The 24,841-nt window shown below is 72.6% G+C and carries 27 protein-coding genes; 15 read left to right on the forward strand and 12 right to left on the reverse strand.

All coding sequences use genetic code 11. From position 1 onward, the window contains the following. The first annotated feature begins 4 nt into the window (after positions 1 to 4). Positions 5 to 1,189 carry a sensor histidine kinase gene (locus AC4OXY_RS31160; RefSeq protein WP_491994667.1) on the forward strand — a complete coding sequence of 395 codons (1,185 nt, stop codon included), beginning with the start codon at positions 5 to 7 and terminating at the stop codon, positions 1,187 to 1,189. Then, positions 1,186 to 1,800, forward strand: a complete 615-nt coding sequence (locus AC4OXY_RS31165; RefSeq protein WP_356026559.1) for a response regulator — start codon at positions 1,186 to 1,188, stop codon at positions 1,798 to 1,800. Before AC4OXY_RS31160 ends, AC4OXY_RS31165 begins: the two co-directional genes overlap by 4 nt. Positions 1,801 to 1,818: 18 nt before the next feature. Here the strand turns inward: AC4OXY_RS31165 and AC4OXY_RS31170 are convergent, their stop codons facing one another. After that, complete coding sequence (locus AC4OXY_RS31170; protein ID WP_491991446.1) at positions 1,819 to 2,685, reverse strand: transglutaminase family protein; 867 nt, start codon at positions 2,683 to 2,685, stop codon at positions 1,819 to 1,821. Between the two features lie 7 nt (positions 2,686 to 2,692). Beyond that, positions 2,693 to 3,724 (reverse strand): GNAT family N-acetyltransferase, encoded by a 1,032-nt coding sequence (locus AC4OXY_RS31175; RefSeq protein WP_491991447.1) that lies wholly within the window; start codon positions 3,722 to 3,724, stop codon positions 2,693 to 2,695. Between the two features lie 140 nt (positions 3,725 to 3,864). On the opposite strand from AC4OXY_RS31175, the gene fdxA reads away from it, so the two are divergent. Both fdxA and AC4OXY_RS31185 read left to right on the forward strand, forming a co-directional pair. Continuing rightward, positions 3,865 to 4,191, forward strand: a complete 327-nt coding sequence (gene fdxA, locus AC4OXY_RS31180; protein WP_356026564.1) for a ferredoxin — start codon at positions 3,865 to 3,867, stop codon at positions 4,189 to 4,191. A gap of 107 nt (positions 4,192 to 4,298) precedes the next feature. Beyond that, positions 4,299 to 5,390 carry a bifunctional succinyldiaminopimelate transaminase/glutamate-prephenate aminotransferase gene (locus tag AC4OXY_RS31185; protein WP_491991448.1) on the forward strand — a complete coding sequence of 364 codons (1,092 nt, stop codon included), beginning with the start codon at positions 4,299 to 4,301 and terminating at the stop codon, positions 5,388 to 5,390. Between the two features lie 70 nt (positions 5,391 to 5,460). On the opposite strand, the gene AC4OXY_RS31190 is transcribed toward AC4OXY_RS31185, so the two are convergent. Then, positions 5,461 to 5,883, reverse strand: coding sequence for an ATP-binding protein (locus AC4OXY_RS31190; RefSeq protein WP_356029117.1), 423 nt, complete (start codon positions 5,881 to 5,883; stop codon positions 5,461 to 5,463). Positions 5,884 to 6,170: 287 nt separating this feature from the next. Further along, complete coding sequence (locus AC4OXY_RS31195) at positions 6,171 to 7,163, reverse strand: VldE C-terminal domain-containing protein (RefSeq protein WP_362818483.1); 993 nt, start codon at positions 7,161 to 7,163, stop codon at positions 6,171 to 6,173. Between the two features lie 118 nt (positions 7,164 to 7,281). Here AC4OXY_RS31195 and dapE point away from each other — a divergent pair, with 118 nt between their 5' ends. Next, a complete protein-coding gene (gene dapE / locus AC4OXY_RS31200) occupies positions 7,282 to 8,361 on the forward strand; it encodes a succinyl-diaminopimelate desuccinylase (RefSeq protein WP_356029113.1) in 1,080 nt (359 codons plus the stop codon). Positions 8,362 to 8,459: 98 nt separating this feature from the next. After that, positions 8,460 to 9,218, forward strand: coding sequence for an LOG family protein (locus tag AC4OXY_RS31205; protein ID WP_376288821.1), 759 nt, complete (start codon positions 8,460 to 8,462; stop codon positions 9,216 to 9,218). 22 nt (positions 9,219 to 9,240) lie between these two features. On the opposite strand, the gene folP is transcribed toward AC4OXY_RS31205, so the two are convergent. Continuing rightward, positions 9,241 to 10,101: a dihydropteroate synthase gene (gene folP, locus AC4OXY_RS31210; protein ID WP_491991449.1), complete on the reverse strand. Its 861-nt coding sequence runs from the start codon at positions 10,099 to 10,101 to the stop codon at positions 9,241 to 9,243. 123 nt (positions 10,102 to 10,224) lie between these two features. On the opposite strand from folP, the gene AC4OXY_RS31215 reads away from it, so the two are divergent. Both AC4OXY_RS31215 and AC4OXY_RS31220 read left to right on the forward strand, forming a co-directional pair. Further along, positions 10,225 to 10,581 carry a DivIVA domain-containing protein gene (locus tag AC4OXY_RS31215; protein WP_362818490.1) on the forward strand — a complete coding sequence of 119 codons (357 nt, stop codon included), beginning with the start codon at positions 10,225 to 10,227 and terminating at the stop codon, positions 10,579 to 10,581. Further along, complete coding sequence (locus AC4OXY_RS31220; protein WP_356029105.1) at positions 10,578 to 11,174, forward strand: DNA-3-methyladenine glycosylase I; 597 nt, start codon at positions 10,578 to 10,580, stop codon at positions 11,172 to 11,174. Before AC4OXY_RS31215 ends, AC4OXY_RS31220 begins: the two co-directional genes overlap by 4 nt. A gap of 4 nt (positions 11,175 to 11,178) precedes the next feature. On the opposite strand, the gene chcB is transcribed toward AC4OXY_RS31220, so the two are convergent. Further along, positions 11,179 to 11,982 (reverse strand): 2-cyclohexenylcarbonyl CoA isomerase, encoded by an 804-nt coding sequence (gene chcB / locus AC4OXY_RS31225; protein WP_356029103.1) that lies wholly within the window; start codon positions 11,980 to 11,982, stop codon positions 11,179 to 11,181. 371 nt (positions 11,983 to 12,353) lie between these two features. Here chcB and AC4OXY_RS31230 point away from each other — a divergent pair, with 371 nt between their 5' ends. Next, on the forward strand, positions 12,354 to 12,521 hold the full coding sequence (locus tag AC4OXY_RS31230; protein WP_003985072.1) for a DUF3117 domain-containing protein: 168 nt from the start codon (positions 12,354 to 12,356) through the stop codon (positions 12,519 to 12,521). Positions 12,522 to 12,629: 108 nt separating this feature from the next. Here the strand turns inward: AC4OXY_RS31230 and AC4OXY_RS31235 are convergent, their stop codons facing one another. After that, a complete protein-coding gene (locus AC4OXY_RS31235) occupies positions 12,630 to 13,328 on the reverse strand; it encodes an O-methyltransferase (RefSeq protein WP_356029127.1) in 699 nt (232 codons plus the stop codon). A 234-nt stretch (positions 13,329 to 13,562) separates the two neighbouring features. Between AC4OXY_RS31235 and sigE the strand changes: the two genes are divergently transcribed. The 5 genes from sigE (at position 13,563) to AC4OXY_RS31260 (ending at position 18,710) form a co-directional block, all read left to right on the forward strand. Next, the gene (gene sigE, locus AC4OXY_RS31240; protein WP_356029101.1) at positions 13,563 to 14,273 is read left to right on the forward strand and encodes an RNA polymerase sigma factor SigE; all 711 of its coding nucleotides are present in this window, start codon (positions 13,563 to 13,565) and stop codon (positions 14,271 to 14,273) included. Then, positions 14,270 to 15,349, forward strand: coding sequence for a zf-HC2 domain-containing protein (locus AC4OXY_RS31245; RefSeq protein ID WP_376288823.1), 1,080 nt, complete (start codon positions 14,270 to 14,272; stop codon positions 15,347 to 15,349). The genes sigE and AC4OXY_RS31245 overlap by 4 nt, the downstream gene beginning before the upstream one ends. Before the next feature lie 135 nt (positions 15,350 to 15,484). Beyond that, positions 15,485 to 17,260 (forward strand): S1C family serine protease, encoded by a 1,776-nt coding sequence (locus AC4OXY_RS31250; RefSeq protein WP_491991450.1) that lies wholly within the window; start codon positions 15,485 to 15,487, stop codon positions 17,258 to 17,260. Between the two features lie 84 nt (positions 17,261 to 17,344). Continuing rightward, positions 17,345 to 17,815 carry a sec-independent translocase gene (locus tag AC4OXY_RS31255; protein WP_356029095.1) on the forward strand — a complete coding sequence of 157 codons (471 nt, stop codon included), beginning with the start codon at positions 17,345 to 17,347 and terminating at the stop codon, positions 17,813 to 17,815. 229 nt (positions 17,816 to 18,044) lie between these two features. Then, positions 18,045 to 18,710 (forward strand): hypothetical protein, encoded by a 666-nt coding sequence (locus AC4OXY_RS31260; protein ID WP_356029093.1) that lies wholly within the window; start codon positions 18,045 to 18,047, stop codon positions 18,708 to 18,710. Positions 18,711 to 18,794: 84 nt separating this feature from the next. On the opposite strand, the gene AC4OXY_RS31265 is transcribed toward AC4OXY_RS31260, so the two are convergent. The 3 genes from AC4OXY_RS31265 to AC4OXY_RS31275 are packed head-to-tail and all read right to left on the reverse strand — an operon-like array spanning position 18,795 to position 21,865. Next, positions 18,795 to 19,928, reverse strand: a complete 1,134-nt coding sequence (locus AC4OXY_RS31265; RefSeq protein ID WP_356029091.1) for an Mrp/NBP35 family ATP-binding protein — start codon at positions 19,926 to 19,928, stop codon at positions 18,795 to 18,797. Between the two features lie 43 nt (positions 19,929 to 19,971). Continuing rightward, positions 19,972 to 20,577 (reverse strand): DUF1003 domain-containing protein, encoded by a 606-nt coding sequence (locus AC4OXY_RS31270; protein WP_356029089.1) that lies wholly within the window; start codon positions 20,575 to 20,577, stop codon positions 19,972 to 19,974. Continuing rightward, entirely contained in the window at positions 20,567 to 21,865 is a 1,299-nt protein-coding gene (locus AC4OXY_RS31275) for a magnesium transporter MgtE N-terminal domain-containing protein (RefSeq protein ID WP_356029087.1), read from the reverse strand. The genes AC4OXY_RS31270 and AC4OXY_RS31275 overlap by 11 nt, the downstream gene beginning before the upstream one ends. Before the next feature lie 237 nt (positions 21,866 to 22,102). On the opposite strand from AC4OXY_RS31275, the gene AC4OXY_RS31280 reads away from it, so the two are divergent. Continuing rightward, positions 22,103 to 22,876 (forward strand): hypothetical protein, encoded by a 774-nt coding sequence (locus AC4OXY_RS31280; RefSeq protein WP_356029085.1) that lies wholly within the window; start codon positions 22,103 to 22,105, stop codon positions 22,874 to 22,876. Between the two features lie 30 nt (positions 22,877 to 22,906). Here AC4OXY_RS31280 and AC4OXY_RS31285 read toward each other — a convergent pair whose 3' ends face one another. Both AC4OXY_RS31285 and AC4OXY_RS31290 read right to left on the reverse strand, forming a co-directional pair. Next, positions 22,907 to 23,449: a hypothetical protein gene (locus tag AC4OXY_RS31285; protein WP_376288825.1), complete on the reverse strand. Its 543-nt coding sequence runs from the start codon at positions 23,447 to 23,449 to the stop codon at positions 22,907 to 22,909. A gap of 23 nt (positions 23,450 to 23,472) precedes the next feature. Further along, positions 23,473 to 24,594, reverse strand: coding sequence for a magnesium and cobalt transport protein CorA (locus tag AC4OXY_RS31290; protein WP_356029081.1), 1,122 nt, complete (start codon positions 24,592 to 24,594; stop codon positions 23,473 to 23,475). Between the last annotated feature and the right edge of the window lie 247 nt (positions 24,595 to 24,841).

Genomic DNA, 24,841 nt, shown 5'->3' on the forward strand with positions numbered 1-24,841 from the left:
CACCATGGCGGAAGAACGGACGGACGGCGCCTGGCAGGACACGGCCATGGGCCGACCGCCCCGCAACCGGCGCGAGCTGCGGGTCAAGCTGCTCTGGATTGGCGTCTGGCTGGTCTTCCTCAGCTCGCCGGTCAACGACCTCACGAGCGGCCGGCACACCACGGGCGCCACCGTCGCCGGCGCCCTCGGCCTCGCGGCGTTCGTCGGCACTTACCTCTCGCTGGTCTTCCGCCGCATGGGCCGGCCGTTCTCGCCGCGCCTGACCGTCTCGCTGCTCGCGGTCCTCGGGGTGCTCGCCCCCGTCCTGGCCTACAGCCTCGGCAGTGCCTGGCTCGGCCTGTTCGTCTACGTCTCGGTGGCGTGCGGGGCGACCCTGCCGGTCCAGGCAACCTACTGGGCGATCCCGGCGGCCGGCGTGGTGATGTACCTGATCGGCCTGCGCTCCAACGAGCCCGAGGCCCGCGGCCTGCTGCTCCTGGTGGTCCTCATCGGCTTCGCGATGGTGGGCGTCAGCCAACTCGTCCGCACCACCATCGAGTTGCGCAAGGCCCGGGCCACCGTCGCCCACCTCGCCGCCAACGAGGAGCGCCTGCGCCTCGCCCGCGACCTGCACGACCTGCTCGGCCACTCCCTCTCGCTGATCACGCTGAAGAGCGAGCTGGCCGGCCGGATGCTGCCCGAGCACCCCGACAAGGCGGCCCAGCAGGTCGCCGACATCGAGCAGGTCAGCCGGCAGGCGCTGGTCGACGTGCGGGAGGCCGTCACCGGCTACCGGCGGCCCCGGCTCGCCGCCGAACTCGCCGGCACCCAGGTCGCCCTGACCGCCGCCGGCGTCATCGCCGACGTGCCCGCCGAACCCGACCTCGCCGGCGTCCCGGAGGAGTCCGAGTCCGCGCTCGCCTGGGGGCTGCGCGAGGCGGTCACCAACGTGGTCCGGCACAGCGGCGCCGACCGCTGCCTCGTCCAGCTCACCCACCGGCAGACCCTCGACGGGCCGGTCCTCGAACTCTCCGTCGAGGACAACGGATCCGGCGGCGTCGGGAGCGCCCCGGGCAACGGTCTGACCGGGCTCACCGAGCGGCTGGAGAAGGCCGGCGGCAGCCTGGAGGCGGGCCGTGCCAAGCACGGCTTCCGGCTCGTCGCCCGCGTCCCCACGGCCCTTTCGGGGGACGTAGGATCCGGGGCATGACGTGCACGATCAAGGTCCTGCTGGCCGAGGACCAGTCGATGGTCCGTGAGGCGCTGGCCGCGCTGCTCGGCCTGGAGGCGGACATCGAGGTCGTCGCCCAGGTCGCGCGCGGGGACCAGGTGCTCGCCGCCGTCGGCGAGCACGGCGTGGACGTGGCCCTGCTCGACATCGAGATGCCCGGCTGCACCGGCATCGAGGCGGCTGCCCGGGTGCACCGGGAGTTTCCGCAGGTCAAGCTGGTCGTCCTGACCACCTTCGGCCGGCCCGGCTATCTGCGCAGCGCCATGGAGGCGGGCGCCGACGCCTTCCTCGTCAAGGACGCCCCGGCCGCCCAGCTCGCCGAGGCGATCCGCAAGGTGCTCGCCGGTGAGCGGGTCATCGACCCGACCCTCGCCGCCGCCGCGCTCGCCGAGGGCGCCAACCCCCTCACCGAGCGCGAACGCGAGGTGCTGCGCGCGGCGGCCGACGGCGCGACCAACGCCGAACTGGCCAAGACCCTGCACCTCTCCCAGGGCACGGTCCGCAACTACCTCTCCACCGCCATCCAGAAGCTGGCGGTGCGCAACCGCGCGGAGGCGGTACGGACGGCCCGGGAGAAGGGGTGGCTGTGAAGGCGCCCGGCCGGCAGGTCAGTTGAGCATGGCCCGCGCGGTGTGCGCCTGTTCCCGCACCTTGCGGGCGGCCGGTTCGTCGACGACCTCGATCAGCTCGGCGTAGGCGTCCAGTTCCGCCGCGCCCGAGACGAACTCGCCGCGCTGCACCAGCAGTTGGCCCCGTTCGTAGCGCAGCCGGGCCGGGTGCGACGGCACCAGCAGCGCCAGTTCCACGGCCCACAGTGCCACGTCCGACCGCTCGGGCCGGGCGGCGGCCCAGGCCCGTATGTTGTTCAGGACGCGCTGCACGACCTCCAGCGGCGGCGCGGGTTCCAGCACGGCGGGATCCAGCGGCGCCCCCGTCGCCCCGACCACGAGCAGCTCCGCGTCGGTCCCGGTCAGCACCCGCCCGCCCTCGAAGGGATCGGCCAGCACCTGCTCCCGCGCCGCGCCGAACCCCACCACGAAGTGCCCCGGCAGCGCGACCCCGTACACCGGGGCACCCGCCCGCCGGGCGACCTCCAGCCACACCACCGACAGCAGGATCGGCAGCCCGCGCCGGCGCCGCAGCACCTCGTGCAGCAGCGAGGACTCCAGCCGCTGGTAGTCACCGGGCGTCCCGTGGAACGCGTAGCACCCGCCGAGCAGCCGCTGTACGGCCTCCGCCCAGGCGCGCGGCCCGCCCGGCCGGTACGGCAGCTCGCCCGCCAGCCGGTCCAGCTCCAGCTGCGCGGTGTCGATCCCGGTCTCGTCCAGCGAGCCGTCCGCCGCGGCGCCGATCAGCAGGCACAGCGCGGACAGGTCCGGCCGCTCGGCGCGCGCCTCCTCGGCGAACCTGCGGCGCAGCTCGGTGGCGCGCTCCGGCGGCGGCGGATACGGCGGCGGCAGGTGCGGGTGAGGCATGACGGGCTCAGACCCTTCCACGGCGCTCGCCCGGTGCGTCCGGCGCCCGGTAGTGGTGGTAGGTGTGGTGCGGTGTGAGGCCCAGCGCGGCGTACAGCGCCCGCGCGTCCTCGTTGTCCGTCTCGACCTGGAGCCAGGCCGCCGACGCGCCCTCGTCCAGCGCCCGCCGGGCCAGCGCGGCCATCACCTCCGTGGCGAGCCCCTGGCGGCGCCGGGCGGGGTCCACCTCGACGGCGGCGAACCCGGCCCACCGCCCGTCCACGACGCACCGCCCGATCGCGGCCGGCGGCGCGACGGCGTCTCCTGTGTCCCCCGGCACGGTCGCGAACCACACCGAGGGTCCTGTGCCGAGCACCCGCAGGGCCACCTCGCTCACTCCCTTGCGCTGGTACCGGGCGAGCCACGTCTCGTCCGCCTCCCGGGCCAGGGCCACACCCGCGCCCTCGGCCCGGTCCGCGACCGGCGCCAGGGCGCCGGTCCACACCTCGGCGCTCACCTCCCGCACCCAGCCGCGCCGCTCCAGCTCCGCGCAGAGCAGCTCCTGTGTGCCCTCGGCGCCGGTGGCGGTCTGGACGTAGGCGGGCAGACCACGCTCGCCGTACCAGCGTCGTACGGCATCCAGGGCCGCGTCGAGGGGGAGCCCCGGATCGCCGAGCGGCAGCACGCTGTTGGCCCGCCGGGTGAATCCGGAAGCCGCCCGCAGCTCCCACTGGCCGAGCCGCTCGCTCTCCACGGGCTGCCAGCCGCGCGCGCCGACGCGGGCCAGCTCCTCGTACGAGGCGGCGGGCCCCCGGCGGCGCGCGGGCGCCGCGGGCACGACCTTGGCCGCTACCACGGAGGCTTCCGCGATGCGGACGCTCTCCCCGTTCCGTCGTGTGATCATGAGCACGCCATCAGTCCATGATGTGAGAACCCCCACCGTGTCGGTGAACTTCTCCGATCCGGCTCCAGGCGCTTCCAAGCGCCGCACAGAGACGCGTTTTCCCACGTCAGCAGGGGTAATGCGGACCACCAGACGTCCTGCCGCCGAGATTTCCACTGGTCAGTTCACCCCTCCTGTTCGGATCATGCTCCGGAACGGAGATACTAGGGGCGGGCATCGACGACGCCGCGCTCCCGCGCGCCAGGCGGCGGAGCCTGAGGAGGCCCGCCAGCGCCCTATCGAGGAGGAACGACAGCGTGACCTACGTCATCGCAGAGCCTTGTGTCGATCTCAAGGACAAGGCGTGCATCGAGGAGTGCCCGGTCGACTGCATTTACGAGGGCCAGCGGTCCTTGTACATCCACCCGGACGAATGCGTCGACTGTGGCGCCTGTGAACCGGTCTGCCCGGTCGAGGCGATCTTCTACGAGGACGACGTGCCGGAGGAGTGGAAGGACTACTACAAGGCGAACGTCGAGTTCTTCGACGAGCTGGGCTCGCCCGGCGGTGCCAGCAAGCTGGGTCTGATCGAGCGTGACCACCCGTTCGTCGCCGCGCTGCCGCCGCGGGCCGGCGAAGAGTAATCCCGCGAGCGTCCCGCGCTTCGCATCGCCTCGGTCCCGTACGGCCCCGATCACGCCGCACGGGACCGAGGCGTTTGCCGCACCGTACGAAAGTGAGCCTGATTCCCGTGTCCGCAGTCTCCGACCGGCTCCCCGCCTTCCCCTGGGACAAGCTGGAGCCGTACAAGAAGACGGCAGCCGCGCACCCCGGCGGGATCGTCGACCTCTCCGTGGGCACCCCGGTCGACCCGGTGCCCGAGCTGATCCAGAAGGCCCTGATCGACGCGGCCGACTCCCCGGGCTACCCGACCGTGTGGGGCACCCCGGCGCTGCGTGACGCGATCACCGGCTGGCTGGAGCGCCGCCTCGGCGCCCGCGACGTCACCCACCGCCACGTCCTGCCGGTGGTCGGCTCCAAGGAGCTGGTGGCCTGGCTGCCGACCCAGCTCGGCCTCGGCCCGGGCGACACGGTGGCCTACCCGCGCCTCGCCTACCCGACCTACGAGGTGGGCGCCCGCCTGGCCCGCGCCGCGTACGAGGTCTACGACGACCCGCGCGACCTGGACCCGGCGAACCTGAAGCTCCTCTGGCTGAACTCCCCGTCGAACCCGACCGGCAAGGTGCTCGGCAAGGAGGACCTGACGAGCATCGTCGCCTGGGCCCGCGCGCACGGCGTCCTGGTCGTCTCCGACGAGTGCTACCTGGAGCTGGGCTGGGAGGCCGACCCGGTCTCGGTCCTGCACCCGGACGTCAACGGCGGCTCGTACGACGGCATCCTGGCCGTGCACTCCCTCTCCAAGCGCTCCAACCTGGCGGGCTACCGCGCGGCCTTCGTCGCCGGTGACCCGGCCGTCCTCGGCCCGCTGCTGGAGATCCGCAAGCACGGCGGCATGATGACCTCGTCGCCGACCCAGGCGGCCGTCGTGGCCGCCCTCGGCGACGACGCGCACGTGCACGAGCAGCGCGAGCGCTACGCCGCCCGCCGCGCGGCCCTGCGCGCGGCCCTGCTCGGCCACGGCTTCCGCATCGAGCACAGCGAGGCCAGCCTCTACCTGTGGGCCACGCGGGGCGAGTCCTGCTGGGACACGGTCGCCCACCTGGCGGGCCTGGGCATCCTGGTGGCCCCCGGCGACTTCTACGGCGAGGCGGGCGAGCACTTCGTCCGCGTGGCCCTGACGGCGACGGACGAACGGATCCGCGCGGCGGTGGAGCGCCTGTAGCCGCGTGCCGTACACGCACGACGAAGGGGTCCGGGGAGCACGCTCCCCGGACCCCTTCGTCGTGCGGGGGTCAGCTCAGCGGCAGACCCTGCACCGGCAGGTTGGACGCCGGCAGGGTGCCGCCCTTCGTCGCGCCGGACGCGGCGTCCCCGAGGACGTTCCCGGCCGCCCCGGCCGCGCTGCCCGCGGCCTGCTGGGCCACCGGGGCCGCCTTCTTCAGACCGCCGCCGGCGGCCTGGCCCGCGGCCGGAACCGCCGTGCCGACCACTCGGCCGCCCGCGTTGCCGGCGAGCGTGGTGGCGTTCTGTGCGGCACCGTCGGCGGTGTTGGCGAGCTGCGACGCGTCCACGGCGGACATGCCGCTCAGGTTGGGGGCCACCGTGGGCTGGCTGGGGGCCGCGCTGGCGGAGCCGGCCGCACCGACCCCGGCTGCCGCTCCCGCTGCGACGAGCAGCGCGGTACGGGCGATCCGGCGGGTCAGAGGGAGGGACATGATGCTCCATTCGACGGGAGAGAACGGTGTTGGTCCGGGCTCGGGTCCGGGCTCGGACGCCGTGACTACCGCTCGAAGCCCGCGAAGGTTGCGGACGCCTCGGGTAACGAATGGATAACGCATCGCATAATCAGGTGTGGATAAAAACGGGCAAAGAAGGTCGCCCTGAAAACGGCGCAGAATCCTTACACCCTTTGATTTCCAAGGGTTCTCGCGTCCGGTGGGGAATCGGGCCGCCCGACGCGGTGAACCGCGGCACGAGCAACCCTCAGGAGTGACCCCCCGTACTACTGTCCGGTCACGATCCGGACGACCCCCGCGGACTGCTCCGCCCCGCCGGCCCCGTCCGACGCGGCCGGCTTCCACTGGCTGTCGCTGCTCCCGGCGACCCACTCGCGCCCGGCGTACGACACCCGCTGGATGTGCAGCGCCGAGGAGTTCGCCACCGCCCACTGGGCGAGCTGCCAGCCCCGCTGCCGCTCCCCGTACCCGCCCGCGTCGGTCCGTTGGCCCTCGGCCACCGGAACGGTCACCGTCCGCCCCTGCGCGGTCGCGGTCACACTCGGCGAGGGAGACGGCGAGGGCACCGGGACGCCGCCCACCTCCGCACCGGTCTCCTGGAGCGCGTCGCGCCCGAAGTCCCGTACCAGCGCGCTGCGTACGGCGTCCGGACCGGTCGCCGAGACCCCGGACTGCGGGCGGCCGTCGCAGGTCAGCGTGGCCGACGCGGTCCCGGTCAGGGACGCCGCCAGCAGCGTGGCGTCCGGCTCGTGCTTGGCGTACGCCTCCGGGTAGCCGCTGCGCTGCACCCGTTGCGCCGCCACCGTCAGGGGCAGGTCGGTGTAGTCCGGCACCTTCGCCAGGTGCGCGTAGAAGATGCCCGCCGCGTACGCCGGGTCCATGATCTGCTCCTCGGTGCCCCAGCCCTGCGAGGGCCGCTGCTGGAACAGGCCCAGCGAATCCCGGTCGCCGTGCTGGATGTTGCGCAGCCCCGACTCCTGGATGGCCGTGGCCAGCGCGATCGCCACGGCCCGCTCGGGCATGTGGCGGCCGGTGCCGACGGCCGCGATCGTCGCCGCGTTCTGCGCCTGCTCCGGCGAGAACTCGTACGACGTCCCGTCGGCGTCGGCCGACACCACCTTGCAGCCGTGCGCGCCACCGCCTCCGGTGACGTACTGCACCACGAGATAGGCGGCGACGCCGCAGAGGACCAACAGGGCCGCGGAGAAACGGAAAAGACGGCCGCGGCGCTTGATACGAGTGGGGGACGGCTCTGACACGCGTACAAGGTACTGGAGCCCCGTCCGGTCCCCACGGGGGGTCCGGGCAGTGCCGCCGACCAGGCCGGAGCAGCGCGGGGACCCCGGCGGCCGCGGGTGACGCGTTAGGGTCGCGGACATGGCCGACACCTCGCTTGACCTCACGCTCGACGCCGCCGCGCTCACCGCGCAACTCGTGGACCTCCGCTCCGAGAGCGGCACCGAGAAGCCGCTCGCGGACGCGATCGAGACCGCCCTGCGCGCCCTGCCGCACCTCACGGTCGACCGCTACGGCAACAACGTGATCGCCCGGACGAACCTGGGCCGCGCCGAGCGCGTCATCCTGGCCGGCCACATCGACACCGTCCCGATCGCGGACAACGTCCCCTCGCGCCTGGACGAGGACGGCGTGCTGTGGGGCTGCGGCACCTGCGACATGAAGTCCGGCGTCGCGGTGCAGCTGCGCATCGCGGCCACGGTCCCCGCCCCCAACCGCGACCTGACCTTCGTCTTCTACGACAACGAGGAGGTCGCCGCCGACCTCAACGGCCTCAGGCACGTCGCCGAGGCCCACCCGGAGTGGCTGGAGGGCGACTTCGCCGTTCTGCTGGAGCCCTCCGACGGCCAGGTCGAGGGCGGCTGCCAGGGCACGCTGCGGGTGCTGCTGAAGACCGAGGGCGAGCGGGCCCACTCGGCGCGCTCCTGGATGGGCTCCAACGCCATCCACGCGGCCGCCCCCATCCTCGCCCGCCTCGCCTCCTACGAGCCCCGGTGGCCGGTCATCGACGGCCTGGAGTACCGCGAGGGCCTCAACGCGGTCGGCATCAGCGGCGGGGTCGCGGGCAACGTCATCCCCGACGCGTGCGTGGTGACGGTCAACTTCCGCTACGCCCCCGACCGCACCGAGGAGGAGGCCGTCGCGCACGTCCGCGAGGTCTTCGCCGACTGCGGGGTCACGGAGTTCGTGATCGACGACCACAGCGGCGGCGCCCTGCCCGGCCTGTCCCACCCGGCCGCGGCGGCCTTCATCGAGGCGGTGGGCGGCACCCCGCAGCCGAAGTACGGCTGGACCGACGTGTCCCGCTTCTCCGCGCTCGGCGTCCCCGCCGTGAACTACGGCCCGGGCAACCCGCACTTGGCGCACAGGCGTGACGAGCGGGTGGAGACGGCCAAGATCCTCGCGGGCGAGGAGCGCCTGCGGAACTGGCTGACGGCGTAGGAACCGCCGGTGCCGGACCGGACATGCGGACGTCCCCCCTCCGTAACCCGAGGCGATCTAGTCTGAGATCGAACTACCCGCAAGTGGAGGGAGCGCACATGCCTACCGGCAACCCTGAGGGAAAGAAGATCCCGCCGGACGAGCAGCGCCTGGGCCCGGTCCTCCGACGTCGCGGGCAGGTGATCCCGAGCACCACCGACCAGCGGCTGCTGGACGAGCGCGCCCCCACGGACTGGGTCCACACCGACCCCTGGCGGGTCCTGCGGATCCAGTCGGAGTTCATCGAGGGCTTCGGCACACTCGCCGAACTCCCGCCCGCGATCAGCGTGTTCGGCTCGGCGCGCACCCCGGTGGACTCGCCGGAGTACGACGCGGGCGTCCGGCTCGGCCGGGGCCTGGTGGAGGCGGGCTGGGCGGTGATCACGGGCGGCGGCCCGGGCTCCATGGAGGCGGCCAACAAGGGCGCCTGCGAGGCCGGCGGCACCTCCGTCGGCCTCGGCATCGAGCTGCCCTTCGAGCAGGGCCTGAACCCCTACGTCGACATCGGTCTGAACTTCCGCTACTTCTTCGTCCGCAAGATGATGTTCGTGAAGTACGCGCAGGGCTTCGTGGTCCTGCCCGGCGGTCTCGGCACCCTGGACGAATTCTTCGAGGCCCTGACCCTCGTCCAGACCCAGAAGGTCACCCGCTTCCCGATCGTCCTCTTCGGCAGCGAGTACTGGGGCGGCCTCGTCTCCTGGCTCCGGAACACCCTGGTCGCCCAGGGCAAGGCCGCGGAGAAGGACCTCCTTCTCTTCCACGTCACGGACGAGGTGTCGGAGGCGGTGGCCCTGGTCTCCAAGGAGGCGGCCCGCTAGGACCTCTCGTCGGGCGGGCCGGTCAGGCCAGGCCGCGGCGGGCCACCGCGGGAGGGCGGTGGCCCGCGATGGAGGCGACCATGTCCAGCACCTGACGGGTCTCGGCGACCTCGTGGACCCGGTACACCTGCGCCCCGAGCCACGCCGACACCGCCGTCGTCGCCAGCGTGCCGATCAGCCGTTCCTTCACCGGGCGGCCCAGGGACTCGCCCACGAAGTCCTTGTTGGACAGCGAGACCAGGACCGGCCAGCCCGTCGCGACCATCTCGGGCAGCCGCCGCGTCGCCTCCAGGCTGTGCCGGGTGTTCTTGCCGAAGTCGTGCCCCGGGTCGATCAGCACCGACTCCCGCGGCACGCCCAGCGACACCGCCCGCTCCGCCAGCGCGACCGTCACGTCCAGGATGTCGGCCATGACGTCGTCGTACGTCACCCGGTGCGGGCGCGTACGGGGCTCGACGCCACCCGCGTGCGTGCACACCAGGCCCGCCCCGTACCGCGCCGCGACCTCCGCCAGGGCGGGGTCGACCCCGCCCCACGCGTCGTTCAGCAGATCCGCACCCGCCTCGCACACCGCCTCGCCGACCGAGGCCCGCCAGGTGTCCACGCTGATGATCACGTCGGGGAAGCGCCGCCGGACCTCCGCCACGAAACCGACCGTGCGCCGCGCCTCCTCCTCGGCCGTGACCTCCTCGCCCGGCCCGGCCTTCACCCCGCCGACGTCGACGATCGCGGCACCCTCGGCCACCGCCTGCTCCACGCGCGCGAGGGCGGGCTCGTCACGGAACGTGGCCCCCTGGTCGTAGAAGGAGTCGGGGGTCCGGTTCACGATCGCCATGATCACCGGCTCGTGCGCCCCGAATTCCCGCCTGCCCAGCCTGAGCATTCGCTGTGACCTCTCCCAGAACGTCCCGCAGTACGGCCGCCTGCGACCCTAACTGTCAGACTCGCATGGCACGATCGGACCCTGACAGTTTCTGTGTCCGGCAGAGAGCGTGGGGCCCTGGCGATGGTGATGTTCTTTTTCCTGGTCGTCGCGCTGGCCGTCGTGGTCGCCGCGGTGACACTCGCCGTGGTGGGCGGCGGCGAGAGCGCCCCGCTGCCCGAGGTGGCGCCGGAGCGGGTCCAGGACCCGCTGCCCCCGGACCGCCCCGTGGACCGTGCCGACGTGGAGAGCCTGCGCTTCCCGCTCGCCCCGCGCGGCTACCGCATGGCGGACGTCGACGACGCCCTCGGCCGCCTCGGCGCCGAGCTGGCCGAGCGCGACGCCCGCATCGCCGACCTGGAGTCGGCGCTCGCCGGCGCCAGAGCCGCCGCGGCACACGTCCACCTGGAGAAGCCCGACCACCCGCAGGAGGGGCGATGAGCGACGGAACCGCCCTCGCCGGACCCGACGGCGCCCTGCGCTGCCCCTGGGCCCTGTCCACCGAGGACTACGTGTCGTACCACGACGAGGAGTGGGGCCGCCCGGTCCACGGCGACGACGCCCTCTTCGAGCGGCTCAGCCTGGAGGCCTTCCAGTCGGGCCTGTCCTGGATCACGATCCTGCGCCGCCGCCCGGGCTTCCGGACGGCCTTCGCGGGCTTCCGTATCGAGAAGGTCGCCGCCTTCACGGACGACGACCGCGAGCGGCTGCTGGCGGACGAGGGCATCATCCGCAACCGCGCCAAGATCGACGCCACACTCGCCAACGCGCGCGTGCTCGCCGACTGGGCGCAGGGGGAGCTGGACGAGCTGATCTGGTCCCACGCCCCGGACCCGGCCGGCCGCCCCGCCCCGAAGACCCTCGCCGACGTTCCGGCCGTCACCCCGCAGTCCACGGCCCTGTCCAAGGCCCTGAAGAAGCGCGGACTGAAGTTCGTCGGCCCGACGACGGCGTACGCGCTCATGCAGGCGTGCGGGCTGGTCGACGACCACTTGGAGGCCTGCGTGAGCCGCACCGGTCCGCACCCCCGCTGACCGCTCACCGGCCCAGGTACGTGGGCTTCTCCTTCTTCACGAAGGCCTGCACGGCGATCGCGTGGTCCTCGGACTGCCCGGCCCTGGCCTGGAGCTCGTCCTCCTTCTCCAGCGTCTGCGCCAGCGAGTGCGACAGCCCGTAGGCCACCGCCTCCTTGAGCGCCGCGTACGCCACCGTCGGCCCCTCGGCCAGCGCCCGCGCCACCTTCTCGGCCTCCGCGCGCAGTTCGGCCGCCGGTACGACCCGGTTGGCGATGCCCAGCTCCAGGGCGTCCTGCGCGCTGATGCTGCGCGGGAAGAGCAGCAGGTCGGTGGCGCGGCCCGGGCCGATCACCCGGGGCAGGGTCCAGGAGACGCCGGAGTCGGCGGTCAGCGCGACGCCCGCGAAGGACGTGTTGAAGGCGGCCGTGTCGGCGACCACCCGGTAGTCCGCGGCGAGCGCGAAGCCGAGGCCGGCCCCGGCCGCGACGCCGTTCACCCCGGCGACCACCGGCTTCGGCGCCCCGGCGAGCGCCGCCACGATCGGGTTGTAGTGCTCCTTGACCGTGCTCATCGTCTGCCCGGCCCCCGTCTCGCGGTCGGACGCGAGCAGCCCGATGTGCTCCTTGAGGTCCTGGCCCACGCAGAACGCCCGCTCCCCGGCCGCGGTCAGCAGGATCGCTCGTACGGCCGTGTCCCCGGCCGCGGCTTCCGCCGCCTCCCGCAGGGCGACCTTGGTCGCGATGTTCAGCGCGTTCATCGCCTCGGGGCGGTTCAGCGTGATCGTCGCGAGTCCGTCGCTCACCTCGTAGAGCACGGTGTCTGCCATGGGACATCTTCCTCCGGGTCGCGGGTGACGTACCGCTCAGTACGTCGTGTACGAAGCACAGCATGGCGGAGATCACGGGCCAAGGGCCGGACCGGACGTGTGACCTGCGTCAAAGAAAAACGGAGCGGAGTCCGCCGGTCGGCGTCGGTGCGGTGGCGCAGTATCGCAGCCACATCCCCGAATTGAGTGGTTTTGCTCGCGCGCGTTGCCCAAGCGATGCCGACTGATGTTGGTCATCGGGTCCTGCCATGCGGGATAATGGCCGGGAAGCAATGTGTTCGATGCCGGTGTCGCGTGTCCGCTTCGGAACCGCGGGTGCCCTCCGAGGGCTCTCGGCAGACGATGAGCTGGTTTCAGGAAGGGGAACGAGCATGGCGGCCATGAAGCCGCGGACGGGCGATGGCCCGCTCGAGGTGACCAAGGAGGGGCGGGGCATCGTCATGCGCGTTCCGCTCGAAGGCGGCGGTCGGCTCGTCGTCGAGCTGACCCCTGACGAGGCCAAGGCGCTCGGTGAGGCCCTGGAGAAGGTCACCGTCTGACGCGCCCGCGATCTTGTCCTTGCGTCTGCCCCGGCATCGTAAGCGGTGCCGGGGCAGACGCATGCGCGGCCCCGTCGCCCGGCCCCGGCGGCCGGGTGCTCGCCGTGCTCACCTCTTGACGGCGCACAGCAGTCCGTCGCCGACCGGCAGCAGCGACGACATCAGCTCCTGGCTCTCGCGCACCGAGCGCAGCAGCTCGCGCAGGCGCAGCACCTCCGTCGGCTGCGGCCCGGAGTCGACCGTACGGCCGCCCGCGAATACCCCCTCGAAGACCACGAGACCGCCGGGCCGCAACAGGCGCAACGATTCAGCGAGATAGTCCGCGTACTCCTGGCGGTCGCCGTCGCAGAACACGAGGTCGTAGCCCGCGTCCGCGAGCCGGGGCAGGACGTCGAGCGCGCTGCCCGGGATGAACCGCGCCCGGTTGCTGGCGAATCCGCAGGCGCGGAAGGCCTGCCGGGCGAACTGCTGGTGCTCCGGCTCCGGATCGACCGTCGTGAGCACCCCGTCCGGACGCATGCCGTGCAGCAGATGGATTCCGGACACCCCACAGCCCGTGCCGATCTCCGCGACGGCCTTGGCGTCCACGGAGGCGGCGAGCAGTCGCAGCGCGGCGCCCGTGGCCGGCGACACCGAGCGCAGCCCTGCCTCGCGGGCCCGGTCACGGGCCCAGAGCAGCGCTTCGTCCTCGGCGACGTAGGCGTCGGCGAACGCCCAGCTCGTCTGCCGGTTGCCGGTAATGACCCTCTCCTGTCCCCGTGGTTGCCTGGGCGTGACTGTATCCGTTGGCGGCGGGAACCCGCAGATGGGACCGGACGTTTAAGGGGAAGAGACGGTGGCCGGATGCGCGACGGGGGGTATGAGGTGGATCAGGACACCGAGCAACTGCTGACGCAGCCGCACGAGCCGTGCCGGCAAGTATCAAATTCTCGTAAAACCGCTTATCCGGAGCTAACGGGCGAGGTGGCTATGGTAGGGGCTCCACTGGACACCACCAGAGCCGACAGGGGAGGTGCGGCTGCGCCCGGGGACCGGGGCGGAGTGCTGCGGCGCTTCCTCGGATCGGCGGGCAGGCCGAAATCCGTGACCGACACCGCTGCTGACCACCACGCCGGTTTCGCCGCAGGCGAGACCCAGACCGCGACCTTCTCCACCGACGCGGACGGGCAGGCGTGGACTCCGCCCACGTGGGAGGAGATCGTCAGCACGCACAGCGCCCGGGTCTACCGCCTGGCCTACCGCCTGACGGGCAACCAGCACGACGCCGAGGACCTCACCCAGGAGGTCTTCGTCCGTGTCTTCCGCTCCCTGTCGACGTACTCGCCGGGCACCTTCGAGGGCTGGCTGCACCGCATCACCACCAACCTCTTCCTGGACATGGTCCGGCGCAAGCAGCGCATCCGCTTCGACGCCCTCGGCGAGGACGCGGCCGAGCGCCTGGCCAGCCGCGAGCCCACCCCGCAACAGCTCTTCAACGACGCGCACTTCGACGCCGACGTCCAGCAGGCCCTCGACACCCTGGCGCCGGAGTTCCGCGCCGCCGTCGTCCTGTGCGACATCGAGGGACTGTCGTACGAGGAGATCGCCGCGACCCTCGGCGTGAAGCTCGGCACGGTCCGCTCCCGTATCCACCGCGGCCGCTCCCAGCTCCGCAAGGCCCTTGCGCACCGCTCCCCGGAGGCCCGTGCGGCCGAGCGGCGCTCCTTCGTGGCCCGTGTCCCCGCTCTGGGGGGAGGGGGCGCGACCGCGTGAGTGGATCCCGGCCGAAACCTGTGGAGAAGGCGCACCGGAAGGCGCATCTCGCCGAACAGCATCTGGGAGACCGACTCTCCGCCCTGGTGGACGGAGAGCTCGGTCACGAGTCGCGTGAGCGGGTCCTCGCGCACCTGGCCACGTGTGCCCGGTGCAAGGCGGAGGCGGACGCCCAGCGCCGGCTGAAGAACGTGTTCGCGGAGGCGGCCCCGCCCCCGCCCTCGGCGAGCTTCCTGGCCCGCCTCCAGGGCCTGCCCGGCGGCGACAGCACATCCCCGCCCGGCGGCGGTCTCTTCGGAGGCGACCCCCGGGAGGAGAGCGCCACAAGAGCCGACGGATCCGGCCCGTCCGGTGGTCTGACCGCCGTACCGGGCGATGTCCTCGGCGGCTCCGGCATCTTCGGATCGCGGCGCGGTGAGCGCTTCGCCCTCGGCTACGTCCCCCTCCGGCCCGGCACCTCCGTGCCCGCCCCCTCGCGGCCCGCCGTCCCCGCGGACCACGAGCGCGGCTTCCGTATCCATCCCGTCGGACGCCCGGACGACGGACGCGGTGCCTCGCGCGGTCTGCGGTTCGCGGTCGCCGCCGCCGGTGCGGTGTCCCTGGCCGCGGTCGCCCTCGGCAGCGTCACCACGGCCCTGCCCTCCGACGCGACGGCGGACGCGCGCGGCGGCAGCGGCAGCGTCGTCCCGGCCCGCTCGGCCGGCTCGGGCGCGGCCACGCCCGACGGCCAGCGCCGCCGCGCGACCGGCCCGCCTGCCGTCCAGGGCAGCACGCTGCTCGGACAGACCTCGGTGGCGCCGACCTCGATGTCCGCACCGCTGGTGCCCGGAGTGCCGACCCCCGGCACCGGACAGGCCCAGACCAGCGCGCTTCGCGGTCTCACGGCGCCGGTGATGGCCGGCGTGGCCGCCCTCTCCCCGCTGATACGTCCGCTCGACGACACCGTGGCCTATCCGCTCGCCGCGTGGTCCGCGGTCCCCGGAGCGACCGGCTCCGGCCTGCTGTCCGCCCCCGTCCCCGCCCCCGCGTCCCCCACGGCATCCGCCTCCCCCTCCTCACAGCCGCAGACCCCCTGACCGGCCACTGCGCCCCGGCCCCGCGAACCTGGTTGAATCCTGTGAGGGCCGTTCCCGCGGCGATGACCCGGGGGCGCAGTCGACGTTCCGTGTCCGCCGCCGAAGCGTGCGGCCGCGGCCAGCTGTGGGGAGAGCATGAACGAGGGGAACCGTGTCCCGCCGGGGGAGGAGCCGCAGGGGCCGACGGAGCCGACGTCGGCCGACCGGCCGGCCGAGCACCGCCGGGAGACCGCACCGGGCGACTCGGGGCGGACCTCCAGGGCGACGGACTCCGTTCCGACGGATTCCGGGTCGGCCGACGACGACTTCGAACTGGCCCAGCCGGGCGGGGTCGAGGAGGGCGGGGCCGGGGAGGGCACCGCCCCGGCGGCCGGCGCACCGGCCGAGACCGTCCCCGGAGGAACCGCCTGGGCGGCCCCCACCGAGCGTCCCAGGCCCCTGCACGACCCGGACCCCTACGGCACCCCGCCGTACGGCGAGCCGGGCCCCTGGGCCCCCGCACCGCCCGTCCAGCACCCGGCGGCCCAGCAGACGCCCGCACCGACGGCGCCGGGGACACACGCGCCGAGCGCAGCCACGCCCCTGCCGGGTGCCCCCGCGCCCGGCGTTCCGGCCTCACCCTCCGAAGCCCCGGCCCAGGCACCCGCCCCTGTCACCCCCGTCGCCCCCGCTCTCGGTGCTCCCGCGCCCGGTGGGCTGGTCGGGGTCGATGACGATCCCTGGGGGCGGTATGACCCCTGGGCGCCCGGGTCTCCGCAGGAGCAGGCGGTTCGGCGCGGCGTGCTTCAGTACGCCGGGGCCGGGCGGGGGAGGCGGCTGATGGTGGGGTGGACGGTGGTCGTCGCCCTGGTCGCCGCCGGTGTCGGAGGGATCGTCGGCGCGTACGCGGAGCGGCAGGGGCTCGACGGCGAGGTGAGCCTGCCGCAGGCCGGGCGGGTGCCCGCCGGGCGTGCGCCCGACAGTGTGGCCGGGATAGCCGCCCGCGCCCTGCCCAGCGTCGTCACCCTGCATGTCAGCGGGACCGACCAGACCGACACCGGCACCGGCTTCGTGCTCGACACCCAGGGGCACATCCTCACCAACAACCACGTCGTCGCCCCCGCCGGATCGAGCGGCGCGATATCCGTGACGTTCAGCAGCGGTGAAAGCGTCCAGGCCAAGGTGGTCGGCCGGGACAGCGGCTACGACCTCGCCGTCGTCCAGGTGCACGGCGTGCACGGACTCACCCCGCTGCCCCTCGGCGACTCCGACGGCGTCCGGGTCGGCGACCCCGTCGTCGCCATCGGCGCCCCCTTCGACCTGGCCAACACCGTCACCTCCGGCATCATCAGCGCCAAGGAGCGGCCCATCACGGCCGGCGGCGACAAGGGTGACGGGAGCGACGTGTCGTACGTCGACGCGCTGCAGACCGACGCGCCCATCAACCCGGGCAACTCCGGCGGCCCGCTCCTCGACTCCCAGGCCCGGGTGATCGGCATCAACTCCGCCATCCGGTCCGCCGACAGCGGCTCGGACTCGGACGGCGCCCAGGCCGGCTCCATAGGCCTCGGCTTCGCCATCCCGGTGAACCAGGCCAAGCGCGTCGCCGAGGAACTGATCAACGACGGCCGGGCGACCCACCCGGTGCTGGGGGTCACGCTCGACATGGCGTACACCGGCGACGGCGCCCGCATCGACAGCAAGAGCGCGAGCGGCGGTCCCGCCGTCATCCCGGGAGGCCCCGGTGACCGGGCAGGTCTGAAGCCGGGCGACGTCGTCGGCGAGGTCGACGGTCAGCCCGTGCACTCGGCCCGGGAGCTCATCGTCAGGATCCGCGCCCACCGGCCCGGTGACCGGCTACGGCTGACGGTCCGGCGCGGCGGCACCGACCGGGAGGTCCCGCTGGTCCTGGGCGCGGCGGAGCAGAACTGACACAAGTCTCACCTCGGGACGGTACCGGTCGGACGGGAACGCCGGGTACCGTTGAGCGACCGAGGACATCAATAGGAGCGTCAGGTGTTCAATGACATAGGACCACTCGAGCTGCTCACGATCGTTGTGATCGCCGTGCTCGTCTTCGGTCCGGACAAGCTCCCGAAGGTCATCCAGGACGTGATGCGCACGATCCGGAAGATCCGCGAGTTCTCGGAGAGCGCGAAGCAGGACATCCGTAACGAACTGGGCCCCGAGTTCAAGGACTTCGAGTTCGAGGACCTCAACCCCAAGACGTTCATCCGCAAGCAGCTGGACAACGACGAACTGGGGCTGAAGGAGATCCGCAACGGCTTCGACCTGAAGAAGGAGATGGCCGAGGTCACGGACGCCGTCAACAGCCGGGACACCGAGACCTCGTCGTCCGCCTCGTCGTCTTCGACATCGTCCTCGCCGTCCCCGGACTCCGGGTCCGGCGGGCGAGTCGACATGACCAAGAAGCCCGAGGAGCCCGGCAACGACGACCGGCCGCCCTTCGACGCGGACGCCACCTGACCGTCGCCGACACGCGCGCGGGCGTGCGCCGCGCACGTGACGCGTTTCATAACACACCCCCGGCGCACGCGTCCTGAACAGGCCGTTCGTGCGACCCACGCACCGACTGCCTGCCCTGCCGCACTCGTTCGTGTGGATATGCTGCCGAGTTGTTGTGCGGACCGGAGGAGTACGCCCGAAGGGGGGCGGGCCGCCCCGGTCCGACGAGAGCGAGGAGGCGTCCGGGCAGATGGAGACGACGAGTCGGGTGGGCGTACAGGCGCCGGCCGCGGAGGGCGGACAGCAGTCCCCCTCCGCCCGGCGTACGGTCGACGGTTATCTTCAGGCGTCTTTCCCGTGGTACGGCCTTGACGAGGCGTTCACCGGGCCGCGCTGGCTGATGCAGGTCGCCACGGCGGCGGACGGCTCCGTCGAGCACGGATCGACAGGGCACGGCGACGAGCCCTCCGTGCGCGGCGAGACAGGCTCCGCCGGTGAGCCGCGGGAGAAGTTCGCGGTGGTGGTCACGGTCGCCGCGCAGCCGTCGCGGCGCAGCGCGGACGGTACGGGGCTGCTGGAGGCCACCTCGGTGTCCTCGGCGGCGTGGCTGGCCGGGGTGGGGCTGCTGTCGTTCACCTGGCCCGGACAGATGGACCACAGCCTGCGGGACGACTGGCTGGAGCAGCAGACCGAGACCGCGTGGGCGCTGGCCGACGATCTCGACGGACCGGAGTGGTCCACGCTGTCCCTCCCGGTGGACGGGGTCGCGGCCTCTTTCTACTACCGGGAGTCCGAGTTCGGCTGGGTGCTCGCCGGTACGACCGAGGCGGGGGTGCACCTGGGCGCGTACGGCCGGGGCATGAGCGCGTACGGACTCGGGTTCGCCGTGGTGAAGGACGTCGCCGCCTACGCGTGACCATGGGCGGGGACCGCATGACAAAAGGGCGCCGATCGTCTTCGGCGCCCTTTTCCCGTACTGCTGGGCGTCGTGCCCGTACGGCTAGAACTTGTTCTTCGGGGTGAGCCCCAGCGACAGGCCCGACAGTCCACGCTGCCGGCCGCCCAGCTTTCCGGCGATCGCCCGCAGGGCGGTGCCCGCCGGGGAGTCCGGGTCGGTGAGGACCACCGGCTTGCCCTCGTCGCCGCCCTCGCGCAGGCGGACGTCGATCGGGATCGAGCCGAGGACCGGGACCGTCGCACCCGTGGTGCGGGTCAGGCCGTCGGCGACGAGCTGGCCGCCGCCCGTGCCGAAGACGTCGACCATCTCGCCGCAGTGCGGGCAGGGCAGGCCGGACATGTTCTCGACCACGCCGACGATCTTCTGGTGGGTCTGTACGGCGATGGAACCGGCGCGCTCGGCGACCTCGGCCGCCGCCTGCTGCGGGGTCGTGACGACCAGGATCTCGGCGTTCGGGACCAGCTGGGCGACCGAGATCGCGATGTCGCCGGTGCCCGGCGGGAGGTCCAGGAGCAGGACGTCGAGGTCGCCCCAGTACACGTCCGCCAGGAACTGCTGGAGGGCGCGGTGCAGCATCGGGCCGCGCCAGACGACCGGGGCGTTGCCCGGCGTGAACATGCCGATGGAGATGACCTTCACGCCGTTCGCCGACGGCGGCATGATCATGTTCTCGACCTGGGTGGGACGGCCGTCCGCGCCCAGCATGCGCGGCACGCTGTGGCCGTAGATGTCGGCGTCGACCACGCCCACCTTGAGGCCGTCGGCCGCCATGGCCGCCGCCAGGTTGACCGTCACGGAGGACTTGCCGACGCCGCCCTTGCCGGAGGCGACCGCGTAGACGCGGGTGAGGTTGCCCGGCTTGGCGAAGGGGACCTCGCGCTCGGCCTGGCCGCCGCGCAGGGCGCTCGCCAGCTCCTTGCGCTGCTCGTCGCTCATCACGTCCAGCGTGACGTCCACGCGGGTGACGCCCTCGACCCGGGAGACCGCCTCGGTGACGCGCTGGGTGATGGTGTCCCGCATGGGGCAGCCGGAGACCGTCAGGTACACGGTGACCGCGACCGCTCCGTCCGCACCGATCTCCACCGATTTGACCATCCCCAGTTCGGTGATGGGGCGGTTGATCTCGGGGTCGTTCACCGTCGCCAGTGCCTCGCGCACCGCGTCTTCCGTAGCCATAAGGACGATGGTACGGCGCGGCGCGGGGCCTTCGGGATGCCCCTCAGCGGTCGTCTGTGTCACGTCCCGGCGACCGTTCTGACCGTTCCGCCGGGAATACGACACGGTCGCTGCGGCCCTGGCGGTCCTCCAGCTCCTTCAGCAGGTCCTGGAGTTCCGAGCGCATCCAGTCGCGGGTCGCCACCTCGCCGAGGCCCAGGCGCAGGGTGGCGATCTCCCGGGTCAGGTACTCGGTGTCGGCGATCGACCGCTCGTTCTGCTTGCGGTCCTGCTCCAGGTTGACCCGGTCGCGGTCGTCCTGCCGGTTCTGCGCGAGCAGGATCAGCGGGGCCGCGTAGGAGGCCTGGAGGGACAGGGCCAGGGTCAGGAAGATGAACGGGTACTGGTCGAAGCGCAGGGCCATGGGCACGGTGACGTTCCACAGCACCCACAGGATGATGACGACCGTCATCCAGACGATGAAGCGGCCCGTGCCCAGGAACCGGGCGATCTTCTCCGACATCACGCCGAAGGCCTCGGCGTCCCACTCGGGCAGGTACCGGCGCCGCGGCGGGCGCGGCTGGTCCAGGCGGGGCGTGCGGTGCCGGGTGGCCGCCGTCGCGCCCACCGGGGTGCGCTCGCGGGTGCCGCTCTCGCGCTCAGGAGTCATGCGTGGCCGCCCCCTCTCCCTCGTATCCGTCGTCCAGGTGGAACTCGTGCTCCCGCCAGTCCTCGGGCAGCATGTGGTCCAGCACGTCGTCCACGGTCACCGCGCCGAGCAGCCGCCCGGCCTCGTCCACCACGGGCGCGGCGACCATGTCGTAGGTGGCGAAGAACCCGGCGACGGCGGGCAGCGCCGCGTCCGGGTCGAGCGGTTGCAGATCGGTGTCGACGATCGAGCTGACCAGCGTGTACGGCGGGTCGCGCAGCAGCCGCTGGAAGTGGACCGTGCCCAGGTACTTGCCGGTCGGGGTCTCGTCGGGCGGGCGGCAGACGTAGACCTGGGCGGCGAGGGCGGGGGAGAGGTCGGGGTTGCGGACCCGGGCGAGGGCGTCGGCGACGGTGGCGTCCGGGCGCAGCACGATCGGTTCGGTGGTCATCAGACCGCCGGCCGTGTGCTCCTCGTACGACATCAGGCGCCGCATCTCGGCCGCGTCGGCGGGCTGCATCAGGTTCAGCAGCCGTTCCTTGTCCGCCTCGGGCAGTTCGGAGAGCAGGTCGGCCGCGTCGTCGGGGTCCATGGCCTCCAGCACGTCCGCCGCCCGCTCCTCCTTCAGCTTGCCGAGGATCTCGATCTGGTCGTCCTCCGGGAGCTCTTCGAGGACGTCGGCCAGCCGGTCGTCGTCGAGCGCGGCGGCGACCTCGGCGCGGCGCTTGGCGGACAGGTGGTGCAGGACGTTGGCGAGGTCGGCGGGGCGCAGCTGCTCGAAGGTGGCGAGCAGGCTCTCGGCGCCCTGCCCGTGCTCCTCCAGCGAGAATCCGGTGACGGCCGACCACTCGACGGTCAGCGTCTCGCCCTTGGCCCGCCGGAAGGCGCCGCCCTTCCTGCCCTTGCGGACGAAGACCCGGTCGACCTCCCAGTCGCGGCGGGCGGGCAGCTGCTGCACGGACACGTCGAGGACCGTGGCCTCCTCGCCGGTCTCGGTGAGCGTCACGCGCCGGTCGAGCAGCTCACCGAAGACCAGCCGTTCGGTGGGCCGCTGCTCGAAGCGCCGGACGTTCATCACGCCGGTGGTGATGACCTGGCCGGACTCGATGCCGGTCACCCGGGTCATGGGCAGGAAGATCCGGCGCCGGGTGGACAGCTCGACCACCAGCCCCAGCACGCGCGGGGGGCGTCTGCCGACGCGCATCATGACGACGAGGTCGCGGACGCGGCCCACCACATCGCCGTTGGGGTCGAAGGCGGGGACCCCGGCGAGGTGCGAGACGAAGATCCGGGGGGCGCCGGCTGCCATGGCTGTGCTTCCTCTGCTGACGTGGCCTGGGAATCTCCCTTAAGGGGGTGTTCCGCTTTCTTTACGAAGTGATCGGTGAATTGCTCGAATTTGCCCGCTCGGGTGCGCTTCAGGCTAGCCCGTGGCGGTCGGACACGCCCTGGTGGGGGGTCCGGACGGACTGACTCCGCCGGGCGGCCGGGGCACCGGTACGCTGCGGTACGCCGCTCAGGACCCGACAGAAAGGCAGCTCCACCGGTGACTGCGATTCCCCAGGGCCGAACCCGCCGGACCGCGCGGGCGACCGCGATCTGCGCACTGGCGGTGACGGGGGTGGCGGTGCTGGGCGGCTGCGGCGGCGACGATCCGGACGCGGGCACCAACGGCGTGGGCAAGCTGCCCGCCGGGCAGATCCAGACGAGGACCCGCGCGGCGGCGGACGGGGCGGCTGCGGTACGGCTGACCGGCACGGTGGTCACCAGCGGCCGTACGTACCAGCTGGACATGCGCCTGAAAGAGGACGGCGGCACCGGGTCGGTGACCGCGCAGGGGGCCACCTTCCAGCTGCTGCGGGTCGGTCAGCAGCTCTATCTGAAGGCCGACTCGGACTTCTGGAGCCACGCGGGCGGCAGCGGCAACGGCGGCAGCGGTGGCGACGGCGGCGGTGACAGCACGGCCGGCAAGCTGAACGGCAAGTACGTGAAGGTGCCGCAGGGGGACCCCGCGTACAAGAAGTTCAGCGGGTTCACGGACAAGTCCGTCCTGCTCGACGGGCTGCTGACGCTGCACGGCAGCCTGGCGACCGACGGCCACCACGACCAGTCGGGCACCCCCACCATCCGCATCACCGGCGACCAGGGCTCCGGCGGCACCCTCGACGTCTCCCTCCAGGGCACCCCCTACCCCCTCCGCCTGGTCCGCGCCGGCGGTGCGGGCACGCTCAGCTTCTCGGACTGGGGCAAGGACTTCACGGTCACGGAACCGGACCAGGGGGACACGGTGGACTACGGCAGACAGCTGCCGACGTCGTAGCGGCTGCCCGGCGCCGGATCCGGCCCCGGCCTACTTCCGCCGTCGCCTGCCGAGCAGCTTCGGCAGTCCTGCCGGAATCGGCTCCCTGGTGGTCGCCGGAGTGGGCACCGGACGCTCCGCCTGGCTGTCGTCGGGCAACGGCACCACGGACCCGGCCGGAGTCAGGCGCAGCACCCGGCACTCGCGGGCCCAGCGCCCCGGCATCGCCTCGCCGTCCGGCGCGTTCAGGCGCTTGCCCTTCAGCTCGGCGACGGCCGCCTCCCACTCCTCGGAGCCGGCCGCCGCTTCCGTCACGGTCACCGGGAACGTGACGAGCCGGCCGCCCTTGTCCTTGCCGCGCACGGTCACCTCGGCGAAGCCGCCGTCGACCAGCGCCGGCAGCGGCTGCTCCCCCGGCCCGTCGCCGACCAGGTACACCGCCCCCTGGTGCCACACGTGCCACAGCGCACGCGCGGCCGGGGCGCCGGCGCCCCTGACCCAGATCAGGCCGGACTTCTTCGCGGCCTCCTCGATGAGGGCCTGGTCGAGAAGGGCCTGGTCGAGGGGGGCCGGGCCGGGCAGATCGCTCGTCATGCGCCCAGCCTATCGAGCGGCGCTCACAGCCAGCCGTTGCGCTTCAGCACCCGGTGGATGCCCACGCACATGCCGATGGTGAGGCTCAGGACCAGCGGGTAGCCGTACTTCCAGTGCAGCTCCGGCATGTTGTCGAAGTTCATGCCGTACACGCCTGTCACCATCGTCGGTACGGCGATGATCGCGGCCCAGGCGGTGATCTTGCGCATGTCCTCGTTCTGCGCGACTGAGGCCTGCGCCAGGTTGGCCTGGAGGATGGAGTTGAGCAGCTCGTCGAAGCCGATGACCTGCTCCTGGACCCGGGCGAGGTGGTCCGCGACGTCCCGGAAGTACTTCTGGATGTCCGGGTCGACCAGCCGCATCGGCCGCTCGCTCAGCAGCTGCATGGGCCGCAGCAGCGGCGCGACCGCCCGCTTGAACTCCAGTACCTCGCGCTTGAGTTGGTAGATCCGCGCCGAGTCCACACCGCGCGAGACCTTGCCGCCCGGACCCGGCGAGAAGACCTCGGTCTCCACCTCGTCGATGTCGTCCTGCACGGCGTCGGCGACCGCGATGTAGCCGTCGACGACGTGGTCGGCGATGGCGTGCAGCACCGCCGAGGGGCCCTTGGCCAGCAGCTCCGGGTCGTCCTGGAGGCGGTGGCGCAGCGCCCGCAGCGAGCCCTTGCCGCCGTGCCGGACGGTGATGAAGAAGCTCCGGCCGGTGAAGCACATCACCTCGCCGGTCTCCACGACCTCGCTGCTGTCGGTGAGCCGGTCGTGCTCGACGTAGTGGATGGTCTTGAAGACGGTGAAGAGCGAGTCGTCGTAGCGCTCCAGCTTCGGGCGCTGATGGGCCTGCACCGCGTCCTCGACGGCCAGCGGGTGCAGCCCGAACTCGCCCGCGATGCCGGCGAATTCGGCCTCGGTCGGCTCGTGCAGCCCGATCCAGACGAAGCCGCCGTCGCGGCGCACCTGGCGCATCGCCTCGTGCGGGCTCAGCGGCTTGCCGCTCTCGACCCGGCGGCCGTCGCGGTAGACGGCGCAGTCCACGACGGCCGACGAGGTGCCGGGGTCGCGGGTGGTGTCGTACGGGGCGGTGTCCCCCCGCAGCGAGGAACGGGACGACGAGCGGACCACGGCGCGCAGGTCGCGGATCATCGACATGGGCGGGCTCCTTCGCGGGCAGGCAGCGAGAGCGCGTGACGACGGGTGGAACTACCCGGAATGAGGACGGTCCTGGCCACGGGATGTTTGGCACGTCCACAAAGCGGGGAGCACCGCACCGTCGCGGTGGCGACTTCGCTGCTGATGCGGAACTGACGTTGATCAGACGGATCAGGCGAGGCGAAACGAAGTGCTCTTCCGAAGGGCAACGCGCGCGGGAAGGCGGCAGCGGCCAGCCAGAGACCAG

The sequence above is a fragment of the Streptomyces sp. HUAS MG56 genome (assembly GCF_058673395.1).